This is a genomic window from Runella sp., assembly GCF_027484545.1.
In the GTDB taxonomy this organism is placed as follows: domain Bacteria; phylum Bacteroidota; class Bacteroidia; order Cytophagales; family Spirosomataceae; genus Runella.
Genome location: NZ_JAIXST010000087.1, coordinates 1 through 13,496, shown reverse-complemented (window position 1 = coordinate 13,496; position 13,496 = coordinate 1). Strand labels below are relative to the sequence as shown.

Genomic DNA, 13,496 nt, shown 5'->3' with positions numbered 1-13,496 from the left:
AACCATAAAACCTTACCCTTTAAACTCCCTTGCTACTTCATCTGCCACCACCAATCCCGAAATCAACGAAGGTGGTACTCCCGGCCCAGGAACAGTGAGCTGTCCTGTATAAAACAAATTAGACAGCTTTTTGTTTTTAAGTTTAGGTTTCAAAAATGCCGTTTGTAATAAGGTATTCGCCAAACCATACGCATTTCCCTTAAAAGCATTGTAATCAGATTGGAAGTCTCGGTGTGCGTAGGTTCTTTTATAGACAATATGCGGCCGAATGGTTTCTCCCACATACGCTTCCAATCTATCCATAATTACGTTAAAATACTGCTCACGAATTTCGTCAGTATCGTCTTTCAAATCAGGAGCTACCGGAATCAGGATAAATAAATTTTCACAGCCTTCAGGCGCTACGGTTGGGTCAGTTTTAGAAGGAGCCGATACATAAAACAGCGGCTTACTCGGCCATTGAGGTTCCGTATAGATTTCATAGGCATGCTGTGCAAAATCTTCATCAAAAAACAGATTGTGATGCAGTAATTTAGGAATACGTTTACTGACGCCCAAATAATACAGCAATGACGACGGTGCCATGGTACGTTTATCCCAATATTCGTCTGAATAGTGTTGATACTCTCCCAACAATTTCGTGTCTACGTGGTGATAATCTGCCCCAGCCACCACTACATCCGCCTCAAAAATACCCCTATCGGTCACTACCCGCTTAGCACTTCCGTTGGTGACTTCGATTTTAGTTACGTTCTGATTGAGCAGAATTTTCACTCCTTTTTCTTCCGCCAGCGCCACCATTCCTTTCACAATTTCGTACATGCCTCCCATCGGATACCACGTCCCCATCGCTATCTCTGCATAGTTCATCAGACTGTACATAGCCGGGGTATTCTGCGGAGTAGCTCCCAAAAACAAAATCGGGAACTCCATCAATTGAAGCAATTTTGGATCGGTGAAATACTTGCGAATGTGTTCGGCAAAGGTCTGTAACACGTCCATCCGTGCTAAATCATAGAACAATTTCAGACTTACAAATTCCAGAATACTTCGACTGGGCTTCCACACAAACTTGTTCATTCCCGCGTCGTATTTGTAAGCCGCCTGTTTCAAAAATGCCTCCAAACGTTCTCCGCTTCCGCTTTCAATGCTTTCAAAAAGTATTTTTAATTTTTCAATATTGGCAGGAATAAAAATCGAATTACCCTCCTCAAAAATCACTGCGTAAGAAGGGTCAAGCCTTACCAGTTGATAGTAATCCGACGGCTTTTTCCCAAATTTTCCAAAATAGTTTTCAAACACATCGGGCATCCAATACCAACTGGGTCCCATGTCAAATGTAAAACCCTCCGCTTTAAATACCCGCGCCCGGCCACCGGGGACGGCATTTTTTTCTAATAGGGTTACTTCAAAACCTTGATTGGCCAGACTTGTAGCAGCAGAAAGCCCCGCAAAGCCCGCCCCGATAACGATGACTTTTTTCAATGGATGATTAATTGATATAGAGTTACAACTAACAAACAACGTCAGCGGTTTTGGAATATACGCAAAAAAATTAACAACTACTGTTTTACCACTATTCCGTCTTTCATCACAAAAATCACATTTTGCAGGGTTTTAATGTTTTGCAGAGGATTTTCATCCGTCGCAATGAGGGAAAAAGACCAAATTCTATCCTTTACGAAGTAATTTTGATTCAACCGTGATTTAAGGAGTTATTATTCCGCCCGCACAATCAGTTCGGGCTTTACGGTATCAAATTGATTAAGACGAAGCCACAATTGCGCCAATACGACCACGTCTTCTTTGCAGTAACGACGGATGCGAGTCAGGTCTTTTTCAGCATAATAGACCCGTGTTACATCCTCCCCGCTGATGTCTGACTTGCTGCTTGGAATCCCAAACAAAGCCGCCAATAAATCCAGTTGAGCAAAGCTTTTATAATCTCCAAATCGCCACATATCCAGCGTATCCTGATGAAGGATTTCCCACGGTTTTTTACCTGACAGTAGAAGCGATTCAGGCAAGGTAATGCCGTTGACCAGCATTCGTCGACAGATGTAGGGAAAGTCAAACTCCTTGCCGTTGTGAGCGCAAAGTATCAATTGAGTTTGGGGATATTTTTCTACCAGCTCTTTAAATTCCACCAAAATAGCCTTTTCATCATCTCCCGCGATGGACTTTACTTTGAAGCGCGGTTGGTCATCGGTACTATTCCAGTACAAAGCCCCCACTCCAATACAAATAATTTTACCGAATTCGGAATAAATAGCCGCCCGACGATAAAATAAATCAAAAGGAGATACATGTTCCTCATTCCGAATATTGGATGCTTTTCGTGTCCATTGTTCCTGCATCCGCTCGTCCAGTTGGTCGAAAGACGCTGTACTGGACACCGTTTCAATATCAATAAAAAGAACATTTTTAGCTTTTTTGCGGAGGTCTTGCATTCGTATTAAAGTATTGAGTAATAAGTAATAAGTATTGAGTAACGAGCAGTAAATCTATGTACTCAATACCTAATACTCTATACTTGTTACTATTTGGGGAATCTCATTTTATAATCCACGTTTACATTACCTCTGGTGATATCAGCCAAGCGTTTTTTGAGCATTTGTTTTTTCAGCATCGGTAAATAATCGGTGAAAAGTTTACCCTCTAAATGGTCATATTCATGCTGAATGATGCGAGCAGCCATGTTATCGTATTCTTCAACGTGCTCATTCCATTCCAAATCGCGGTACTTAATTTTGACTTTTTCGGGACGATACACATCTGCCCGAATCCCAGGAATACTCAAACAACCTTCTTCAAAAGCCCATTCGTCGCCTTCTTCTTTTAAAATCTGAGGATTAATAAATACCTTTTTAAAGCCTTCCAGACTCGGGTCTTTGTCTTTTTCTTCCTCATCTTCATTAAGGAGAGTTCCATCCACCACAAACAACCGAATACTCTGCCCGATCTGTGGGGCGGCCAAACCGATTCCCGAAGAATCGTACATGGTTTGGTACATGTTTTCTACCAAGTCAGGCAGATTAATTTCATCTTTTCCGATAGGGCGAGCTACTTTTCTCAAAACCGGGTCGCCGTAAGCTACTATTGGGAATATCATATCGTTTTTCAATTCTTCTTTTTCAGATTACCGTTTTATTTCTAAAAAAGATTGTAAAATAATCGTGGCGCTCATCTTGTCAATATTGGATTTGTCGCGACGGTCGCTTTTTTTTGAACCCATCGCAATCATCGTTTGGAGTGCCATGCTGCTCGTAAAACGCTCATCGTGCTCATAGACAGGCAATTCAGGAAAGGTTTTTTTCAACTGTTTGATAAAACCTTTTACCAACGGCGTATTGTTGGTAGCGGTATTCTCCAACGTACGGGGCATTCCCACTACGAACGATTCTACGGTTTCTGCAATCACATAACGCTTCAAAAAATCAATCAACTCATGCGAACGAACCGTTTCCAATGCCGTTGCAATGATTTGCAACGGATCCGTCACTGCAATCCCCGTCCGCTTTGCTCCATAATCAATCGCAATGATTCGCGCCATAGTATCGTTTGTATAATAACCCCGCAAATATAACAGAAAAATCGTCAGCCTCTTTTCTCAAAGTACTGCAAAATGGCGAAAGCACGTGACATTTTGACAGTTATACGCGGCTTGCATCATTCTTTTATGGGTATATTTGTCCCCGAATATTTACTTGTTAATTATTGTTAAATGTTATAAATTGGGGTAATGTTTACTTTAAAATTCGCGTTATCACAGTACATTTTTCAGCTATTAACCTGGCATAATTTTTTTACTATTTAATTTCAAAAACCAAAACCAAACTATAAAGTCATGAATCAGAATTGGAAATCGTTGGCACTGGTTGGGCTCATTTCGAGCGTGGTTACCGTAGGAGGTGTGAAGTTCCTCGGCGGTCTTGACGACACCAGGGATGTCATTTTTAAAGAAGCTGAAACGCCTTCTATGGCTCGTTTCACCTCTGGTGGTTTGCCCGGTAATGCCGCAATTGCCGATTTTACCTATGCCGCAGAAATTTCCACTCCGGCAGTAGTACACATTAAGGCTTCCGCTACACGTCAGTCTCAACAGCGAGGCATGGATATTTTTGACCTCTTCGGTGAAGATTTCGGAATGCGTCGCGGTGGCGGCCCTCAAAAACAGGAATCTTCGGGCTCAGGAGTGATTGTAAGTCCTGACGGTTATATCGTCACCAACAATCACGTTGTAGAAGGTGCTGAAGAATTGGAAGTGGTGCTGTCAAACAAACGCACCTTTAAAGCAAAGGTTATCGGTACCGACCCCTCTACTGACATTGCAGTGATTCAGATTCCGGCAAAAGATCTCCCGACGTTGGCTTTTGGAAGTTCAGATGCCATTAAAGTTGGCGAATGGGTAGTAGCAGTTGGTAATCCTTTCAACTTAGCTTCGACCGTAACTGCGGGTATCGTAAGTGCCAAAGGACGCGGTATCGGCATTCTTGGTCAGCAGCGCAATGACGGTCGTCAATTCAGCGGAGGCGATACTCCCTTGGAATCATTCATTCAAACGGATGCCGTGGTCAACCCCGGTAACTCAGGAGGGGCATTAGTCAATCTTAAAGGAGAATTGATTGGAATCAACACCGCCATTGCCAGCCCTACCGGAAGCTACGCAGGTTATGCCTTTGCCGTACCATCCAGCTTAGTGAAGAAAGTATCCAGCGACATCATTAAATTTGGTGGTGTTCAGCGCGGTTACATCGGTATCATCCCCGAAGAACTGGACAGCAAAAAAGCAGAACAGTACGACGTAAAAGTTACTAATGGTATCTACGTACAGGGCTTTGGCGAAAGCAGCAGCGCGGCAAAAGATGCAGGTCTGAAAGTAGGTGACGTAATCACCAAAGTAGACGGCATCGATGTAGACTCTGATCCAAAATTCCGCGAATTGGTAGCTCGCAAACGCCCGGGCGAAAATGTAACGTTGACCGTCAACCGCAATGGAAGTGTTAAAGATTATACCGTGATGCTCCGCAATCGTGAAGGTGGAAAAGACATTATCAAAACCGAAGAAGCCGATGTAGCTCTCGGTTCACTTGGCGCACAATTTGGCGACTTAAACCCACGCGAAACGCAACGTTTACAACGTGCCAACATTGCCGGCGGTGTGAAAGTAAATGGAATGGAAGCTGGCAAACTTGCCCGTGTAGGTGTAGAAGAAGGCTTTATCATCACCAAAGTGAATGACAAACCCGTTCGTTCGGTGAAAGAACTGAAAGCTGCTTTAGCGGGCAAAAAAGGCTCAAAAGTACAAATGGAAGGTCTCTACCTTGATTATCCTGATGATGTATATTCATTCGGATTTAATTTGTAAGGCATCCAAATAAATAATGAAAGAAAGGGTTAGGCTGTTAAAACGGCTTAACCCTTTCTTTTTTCAGCCTAATTTTATCCAGGTACCTTCTTTCAGGCTACGAATAGCGGCAAAAGAAGCTTGCGTTGTGTTAACAATTTCGTCGAATGGAATCAGCGGTTCACCACCCGTTTGGATTCGTTTGATTAACTCCTGAAACTGCGTTTTGTGACCTTTATCCTGACCGGTTTTGAGTTTGGAAAAACCTTTAAATCCATATCCTTCCAAGGTTCGAAAGTTATCCAGAATCAACGTTCTTTCCTGCGAATAAACCTCCACTCGCTCTTTGGAGTACGATTTATGACCGTTTGAAAAATAATTGATAACGCCCGTCGAGCCATTTTCGTAACGCAGCAGGATACTGGCATTATCCGTAGTTTCGGTGGGAGAAATGCCCATGGCATTCATGCAAACTGAAGTTACGCGACTTCCCGTGAGGTACGTAATCAAGTCAATAAAATGACACGCTTCCCCCAAAATACGCCCACCACCTACGGCGCGGTCGTGCACCCACGAGTTGGAAGGAATAAAACCGGCGTTCATCGTTGCGATGACATTCATGGGGGCATTTCCTAAAAGCGCCTTCATTTTTTGAGCATGAGGCGAAAAACGGCGATTGAAACCGACGGTAATACTTTTATTTGACAGAGTCGATTTTTTTAATAGTTCTTCAAATTCTTCCTCAAAAATGGCCAAAGGTTTTTCCACAAAAACGTGTTTTCCTGCCTTCAGGGCTTCTATTGTCAATCGGGCGTGCTGATTGTGGCGGGTGGTAATCATCACCAAATCTACCTCTTCATCTTTCAGGATTTCGTTATAATCCGTAGTACTGAAAGCAATACCATGTTTTTGCGCCAAAGCTGTTCCCGACAAGCCATTGGCACTGGCGATGTATTTTAAATTTATTTGAATTTGATTTGCTCCGCTTTGCATTGCACTGCCTTTTAAGGCAGGGAGCAAAGTCATTTTGGTAAAATTTCCTGCCCCAATAATGCCGATTACTCCTTTTTGTCCGGCAAAAGAAACTGATTGATAGCGAACGGTCGATTGTGTCGAAGGTTTTTCAGGATAGGCTAACAAAGACGCAATAGAACTTCCTTTGCCCATGTCACTGTAAATCGTTTGGTACTCTTCCAAGGGTACCACTTCCGTAATCAACGGCTTTACATCGAGCAAACCGGATTCTATCAATTGAAGAATCGTTTGAAAGTTTCGGTTTTCCGTCCAACGCACAAATGGCAGGGGATAATCGGCCCCCTTTTGTTCGTAATCATCATCGTAACGACCCGGACCATACGAGCAGGAAACCTGAAACGAAAGTTCTTTTTCGTAAAATTCGGCCCGACTTAAATTCAGGCCAATCACCCCCACAAGTATAATACGACCGCGTTTCCGTGACATCAGGGCGGCCTGCGAAATAATTTCGTCCGATTTGGCAGAAGCAGTGATAATGACACCATCAGCGCCCACGCCGTTGGTGAGGCTTTCTACAAATTTTACCGGGTTATCGCCTTGACTGGGATTGCAGGTGATGATTCCTTTTTGGGCTGCTATTTTCAGTTTTTGTTCGTCCAAATCTACCCCAATCACGCGGCAACCATTGAGTCGAAGCAATTCTGCCGTCAGCAAGCCAATCAACCCCAATCCAATCACCACGATGGTTTCGCCCAGTGTAGGATTCAGCAATCGTACCCCCTGCAAGCCAATTGAGCCAATGACAGTAAACGCCGCTTCTTCATCCGAGACTTTATCCGAAATTTTAGAAACCAGATTTCGAGGAACACATACCACTTCGGCGTGTGGGCCATTGGAGACAACCCGGTAGCCAACGGAAATGTCCGTTACGCCTTCACCTACCGCAAGCACCTGACCTACATTGCAGTAACCCAGCGGAAGCGGCTGTCCCAACTTATTAAAAACGGCCTCCAACGTCGACATTAAACCATCGGACTTGATTTTGTCCAACACCATTTTTACCCTTTCTGGCTGTTGACGGGCTTTTTCGATGAGATTAGCTTTTCCAAATTCAACCAGCATCCGCTCAGTACCAAGCGATACTAAACTCCGTCGGGTTTGAATCAATACGGCTCCACGTTTCACTTGAGGTGCCGGCACTTCTTCCAAAATGGTTTGACCGTTTTTAAGGTTCTGTATAAGTTGCTTCATGGGGCAAAAATACAAAAGCTAAAGGATTTACACGTTTAACTTTACAAACCGACACTGACTTTAGATTCCAAAACCGCTTAATAAAATCCTTCCACGCTCAACCGGGAAAGTCGTAGATTTACCTAACGATTCAAACTGCGGCAACGATGAGACTGATTTACTGCATCCTTTTTACCATTATCAGTTACGGCACTTTTTCCCAAACCAATGGTTCGAACACACTCATTTCGGGCGGAATCAGCAGGAGTTTTGTATTTCATTTACCCGCTACTACCCCGAATTGCAACTTACCCTTGCTTATTGTTTATCACGGAGACGGAGGCACAGGCACCGACATTCAAGGCTATTCAGGTTTTGACGCTTTGGCCAACACCCAAAATTTCATCGTCGTTTATCCCAATTCAACTACCATTTGGGGAACCCAACAATGGAACAAATATGCTGATAATCAACCCGGATTTGCTCCTTCGGGAGAAACCAATGCGGCCGATGATGTACAATTCACCTCCGATTTGATTGAGTATTTTGCCAACAATTACGCCATTAATCGCAACCGAGTTTATGCAACGGGGCATTCGGGAGGCGGATTTATGTGCTTTTATCTGAGTATTGCGCTCAACAACAAAATCGCCGCTATCGCCCCCGTGGCAGGAAGTGTATGGGGCGAAGATAATTATTTGAATGCCTATTTTGGCAATGCAAATTCAGTAAAAATACCCGTTTTGGATGTACACGGCACTGCCGATAATGTCGTAGATTTTCCCATTGCCAATTACCCTCCCGCTTCGCATCCATCTTGGGTATGGCCGGAATCCAGTTATGGTTACCTTAATTGCACAACCTCAGACTATACGACGACCGCTTACAATGTCAATGTGGACAATTTAACTTTTTGTTCAGCCAACAAAAAAGTCATTTTAGCAGCCATCAAAGGGTGGGGACATGGTTGGGCTACGTTGGCCAACGGCGGCTACGATACCCCCACCGAAATCTGGAATTTTGTAAAAAACTATAGTTTAACCACTTTCAACACTGCCGTTTTAAATGCACCAACGCTCACGCCTTCCAATGCAACCATCACCGCCGGGCAAAGTCAGCTTATCAGTGCAAGCGGTTGTCCGTCGGGAGTGACTCCAATTTGGTCAACGGGTGCAAAAGCCAACTCAATTACGACAACCCCCTCTTCTACCACCACTTACACAGCCAAGTGTTTCGGTTGCAGCAACAGTCTAAATGCCTCTTCCACCATTACTGTTGGAGGAAACACCGGAGCACCTGTGGTTGATACTCATTTCAAAATAGACCAGTTTGGTTATCAAACCAATGCTCAAAAAATAGCCGTTATCAGTAATCCGATAACGGGTTATAATGCTGTTAATAACGTCTTTACTCCTTCTTCTACGCTCGAAATTCGACGGGTTTCTGACAATGTATCCGTTTTTTCGGGCACTGTTACTGTCTGGAACGGAGGTGCAACCCACGACCAATCGGGCGATAAAATTTGGTGGTTTGATTTCTCCGCGTTGACCACCAACGGAGACTATTACATTTATGATGCATCCCAAAACAAGCGTTCGTTTGCCTTCGAAATCAGGCAGGATGTGTATAAAAATGTACTGAAACACGCCGTTAGGGCTTTTTTCTATCAGCGCTGCGGCATTGCTAAAGCCGTTTATTTTGGCGGTACTAAATGGAATGACATCACAGCCTGTCATACCCACACCAACCAAGACCTTGATTGCCGTCTCGTCTCTAATGTGGGCAACGCTGCCCTCGCCAAAAACCTTTCAGGCGGGTGGCACGACGCAGGCGATTATAACAAATACACCAATTTTGCGTATGAACCCCTTCACGATTTGCTGTATGCTTATCAGGAAAAACCGGCCATTTGGACAGATAATTTTGGCATTCCGGAATCAGGTAACGGCGTACCCGATATTTTGGATGAAATAAAATGGGAATTGGATTGGCTTTTGAAAATGCAAAACGCCAACGGCTCCGTTTTGAGTAAAGTAAGTGTTACTGATTTTTCGGCAACGTCTCCCCCAAGCAATGACTTAGCCCCAAGGCGCTACGGCGAAGCCTCCACTTCTTCCACCCTCACGGCCGCCTCGGTATTTGCTCACGCTGCCATTATCTTTGGAAATATTTCCTCCCTGACTTCCTACGCCGCTACCCTTCAAAACGCAGCCGTTACTGCTTGGAATTGGGCTATAGCTAATCCAAACTCAGGCTATTCCAATGCAGGTTTCCAAAGTGCCAATCCAGAACGAGCCGCGTACGATTATCAAACGGCACTAAAACTTTCGGCAGCCGCCTATTTGTTTGCTTTGACCAATAACACGGCTTACAAAACAGCTTTTGATGCCAATTACATTAATTCACACCTCATCCTGTGGGCTTTTTCGTATCCGTTTGAATCGGCCTACCAAGACGCGTTATTGTATTACGCTTTTACCTCGGGAGCTACAGTTGGTGTTGCCACTGCGATTAAAAATGCCTACACTGGTTCCATGCAGTCTACCTCTGAGAATTTACCCAGTTTCACGGGAAATACGGACGCTTACCGGGCTTACTTAAAAACTGCCGATTATACGTGGGGCTCCAACACTACCAAAGGTCATAAAAGCTCCATGTACTATTCCATGGTCAAGTACGGGCTGAATAATGCCAACACTACACTTTATGAAAATGCGTCTCGTGGCTTTGTGCATTACTTTCACGGCGTCAATCCGATTGGGAAAGTTTATTTGACCAATCTATACGATAGCAAAGCCGATTCTTCCATCAATGAAATATACCACAGTTGGTTTGGCGACGGTACAGTATATGACAATGCCCTTACTTCTCCCAAAGGCCCACCTCCTGGTTTTGTACCAGGCGGGGCCAATCCTACCTACGCTCCTGACCCAAGCTACGGGGGTACGCTTTCTCCACCTCAAAACAACCCTGCCCAAAAAAGCTACAAAGACTGGAATGCGAGCTATCCTCAGAATTCGTGGACAATTTCTGAAATAGGCATTTACACCCAAGCGGCTTACGTACGAGCGATGTCGAAATTTGTGGAAAATGTACCTTGCCCAAGCAGTGCTAATGTCAACCTTCCTACTGTTTCATCACTTACAGTTCAGGCCTCCGGTCAATTAAGGGGCAATAACTTGGTAGCGCCTGCTGCCAACGTAACTTTTAAAGCAGGAAATTCCATTTTATTTGAAAAAGGTTTTGAAGCTTTCAAAGGGACTACATTTACTGCGATAATTAACGGTTGTAACTAATCTATTCTTCAAAAAAGCTTTCTTATCAGCCAAATCACCAAATTAAGAAATAGAGTCAGAACAAGGCAGGTTACAATAGGAAAGTAAAAACGGAAGCTCTCACGCTTAATACGTATATCTCCCGGCAGGTTTCCCAACCAGTGGAATTTGTCTGAGAAAAAATAAATAATGACTCCTGCCAAAACAACGAGGAAACCAACACCAATAAGCAACTTACCCGTAGAAGGATTCATAGCGCCAAATTTAGTAAGGATTTGAATTTTCAAGTAAAAACCTTCATTTTCGTCATTTCAAAATTAAACCCTAAAATCTAACTTATGAAGTCTTCCGTTCGGATACAATTAATGCTGATGATGTTCCTTCAGTTTTTTACCTGGGGGTCGTGGTACGGTCAAATGAGCGTTTATCTTGGCAAACAACTCAACGCCACTGGCGACCAAATCGGAAACGCCTATACGGCTTTTTCCATTGCGATGATTATTTCACCCTTCATCGGAGCCGTTGCTGACCGTTATTTTTCGGCCCAAAAAGTATTGGGAGTCTTAAATTTAATAGGTACCGCGCTCCTATTTGTACTTTCTCAAATCAATGATGCTTCCAATTTCTTTTGGTTCATCCTAGCCTATTGCCTTTGTTTTGCTCCCTGTATCGCTTTGACAACGTCGATTTCAATGCGACACATCGCCTCTCCTGAGAAGGACTTTCCAACCATCCGTGTCATGGGAACCATCGCTTGGATTGCGGTTACTAACCTTATCGGACTCTTGGACTTAGGAGACAAAGTAGCCATTTTTCAAATCGCCATGTTCACTTCGGCCGCGATGGGCTTGCTTGCTTTTACATTACCCAGCACACCTCCCCGCGCCACGGGACCGGTCAATATTGGACAAATCATTGGTGCTGATGCCTTTACCCTCTTTAAAGACCGTTCATTTGTCATTTTCTTTATTGCTTCGGTTGCCATCTGTATTCCGCTTTCTTTCTATTATGCTTTTGCCAACCCGTCCTTGAGAGCATCCGGAATGGAGTTTGTGGAAAACAAAATGTCGCTCGGCCAAGTATCAGAAGTGGGATTCATGCTATTGATTCCTTTGGCTTTCAGCCGTTTAGGCGTAAAATGGATGTTGGCCGTAGGACTTATTTCCTGGATTGTCCGTTTCCTGTGCTTCGGCTACGGCGATGCAGCTACCAGCGAATGGATGCTCTACGCGGCTATCTTACTCCACGGCGTTTGTTTTGACTTTTTCTTTGTGACAGGGCAAATTTACACCGATACCAAAGCCGGCGAACGCATCAAATCGCAGGCGCAGGGGCTCATTACGTTAGCTACGTACGGCCTTGGCATGGGCATTGGTTCGTGGTTGGGCGGCAAGGTAGTTGCTGCCAACACCAACGCCGATAAAATCACCGATTGGCTTAGCGTGTGGATGGTACCCGCAGGTATCGCTGCGGGTGTATTGGTGCTATTCCTACTGTTTTTCAGTGAAAAATCAGCAAACAAAGCCGCAGTAGCTTAGAAAAACAATGTAAAGATTATTCCAAGAGCGCGTTTCGGTCGAGACGCGCTCTTTATATTTGCAGCATTTTTCAAGGCTTTTACTAAGATACAAACAAATCGTAAATGCAGATTCTCACTTATAACGTCAACGGAATCCGAGCTGCCATGCGTAATGGCTTGATTGAATGGCTCACCGATAAACCGTATGACATCCTTTGTTTTCAGGAAGTAAAAGCCACTCCCGACCAAGTCAATCTATCGGAATTTGAGGCATTAGGCTATCATTTAGTGGGTTGGAATGCTGCCCAAAAGAAGGGATATAGCGGCGTGGCTATTTTTTCCAAACTCCCTACCGACCGTTGCGTCATTGGATGCGGCATTGATTTATACGATTATGAAGGCCGGGTCATTCGCGCTGATTTCGGAAAAATCACCGTCGTAAATGCTTATTTTCCTTCGGGAACCAGCGGCGATGAAAGACAGGGAGTTAAAATGAAGTTTTTGGATGACTTTTATGACTGGATTCACGCCCTGAAACTAACCGAGCAACAACTCATTATTGTGGGTGATTACAACATTGCCCACCAAGAAATTGACATTCACGACCCTGTACGAAATAAAAACACAACCGGTTTCCTTCCCGAAGAGCGTGATTGGATGAGCAAATGGTTTGCGAGTGGCTTTACTGATGCTTTTCGCCATGCTAATCCCGACCTCGTAGAATACAGTTGGTGGAGCTATCGGGCAGGAGCACGGGGAAACAACAAAGGCTGGCGCATTGATTACCTATCCATCAGCGACGCCCTCCAAGATCAGGTAGTGACCTGTCGGCAATTACTGGCTGCAATCCACTCTGACCATTGCCCTGTGTGGCTGCAACTGACAGCTAATTAAGCCCTCTCCTACAAGGAGAGGGTTGGGTGAGGTTAACCCTTTTCCGCAGGAAAATATATAAAAGTCCTCCCTTACAGGGTCGGACCGATTTCTATGATTTATGCAACTGAAGTCGTATAAAAATCTTTATATTTTTCCCGCACGGGATTTCTATGATTCAAGCAAGCGAATACGTATAGTTTTCGTCCGCATCGGCGGTCCGAATATTTTTTACCCTGCTTGGCTAAAGAAAAAATAAGCCTTACAAGTTTATTCT

Annotated in this window: 10 protein-coding genes; 4 read left to right on the top strand and 6 right to left on the bottom strand. The window is 44.2% G+C overall.

Annotation, left to right across the window (positions count from 1 at the left end; translation table 11 throughout):
* Window positions 1-12: 12 nt before the first annotated feature.
* The 4 genes from Q0081_RS08270 to ruvX all read right to left on the bottom strand — a co-directional run bounded on the left by Q0081_RS08270 (window position 13) and on the right by ruvX (window position 3,553).
* Window positions 13-1,485 (bottom strand): NAD(P)/FAD-dependent oxidoreductase, encoded by a 1,473-nt coding sequence (locus Q0081_RS08270; RefSeq protein WP_298351322.1) that lies wholly within the window; start codon window positions 1,483-1,485, stop codon window positions 13-15.
* A 233-nt stretch (window positions 1,486-1,718) separates the two neighbouring features.
* Window positions 1,719-2,450, bottom strand: coding sequence for a 3'-5' exonuclease (locus Q0081_RS08265; RefSeq protein WP_298351319.1), 732 nt, complete (start codon window positions 2,448-2,450; stop codon window positions 1,719-1,721).
* A gap of 89 nt (window positions 2,451-2,539) precedes the next feature.
* Window positions 2,540-3,112: a peptide deformylase gene (def, locus tag Q0081_RS08260; protein WP_298351316.1), complete on the bottom strand. Its 573-nt coding sequence runs from the start codon at window positions 3,110-3,112 to the stop codon at window positions 2,540-2,542.
* A gap of 27 nt (window positions 3,113-3,139) precedes the next feature.
* Complete coding sequence (ruvX, locus tag Q0081_RS08255) at window positions 3,140-3,553, bottom strand: Holliday junction resolvase RuvX (RefSeq protein WP_298351313.1); 414 nt, start codon at window positions 3,551-3,553, stop codon at window positions 3,140-3,142.
* Between the two features lie 294 nt (window positions 3,554-3,847).
* Between ruvX and Q0081_RS08250 the strand changes: the two genes are divergently transcribed.
* Entirely contained in the window at window positions 3,848-5,368 is a 1,521-nt protein-coding gene (locus Q0081_RS08250; protein WP_298351310.1) for a trypsin-like peptidase domain-containing protein, read from the top strand.
* Between the two features lie 63 nt (window positions 5,369-5,431).
* Here the strand turns inward: Q0081_RS08250 and Q0081_RS08245 are convergent, their stop codons facing one another.
* Window positions 5,432-7,573 (bottom strand): bi-domain-containing oxidoreductase, encoded by a 2,142-nt coding sequence (locus tag Q0081_RS08245; protein WP_298351307.1) that lies wholly within the window; start codon window positions 7,571-7,573, stop codon window positions 5,432-5,434.
* A 146-nt stretch (window positions 7,574-7,719) separates the two neighbouring features.
* Between Q0081_RS08245 and Q0081_RS08240 the strand changes: the two genes are divergently transcribed.
* Window positions 7,720-10,848, top strand: a complete 3,129-nt coding sequence (locus Q0081_RS08240; protein WP_298351304.1) for a glycoside hydrolase family 9 protein — start codon at window positions 7,720-7,722, stop codon at window positions 10,846-10,848.
* Window positions 10,849-10,856: 8 nt separating this feature from the next.
* Here the strand turns inward: Q0081_RS08240 and Q0081_RS08235 are convergent, their stop codons facing one another.
* On the bottom strand, window positions 10,857-11,081 hold the full coding sequence (locus Q0081_RS08235; protein ID WP_298351344.1) for a DUF2905 domain-containing protein: 225 nt from the start codon (window positions 11,079-11,081) through the stop codon (window positions 10,857-10,859).
* 84 nt (window positions 11,082-11,165) lie between these two features.
* On the opposite strand from Q0081_RS08235, the gene Q0081_RS08230 reads away from it, so the two are divergent.
* Together Q0081_RS08230 and Q0081_RS08225 are read left to right on the top strand one after the other, a co-directional pair.
* Window positions 11,166-12,365, top strand: coding sequence for an MFS transporter (locus Q0081_RS08230; protein WP_298351301.1), 1,200 nt, complete (start codon window positions 11,166-11,168; stop codon window positions 12,363-12,365).
* Window positions 12,366-12,469: 104 nt separating this feature from the next.
* Window positions 12,470-13,240, top strand: a complete 771-nt coding sequence (locus Q0081_RS08225; protein WP_298351298.1) for an exodeoxyribonuclease III — start codon at window positions 12,470-12,472, stop codon at window positions 13,238-13,240.
* Window positions 13,241-13,496: the final 256 nt, after the last annotated feature.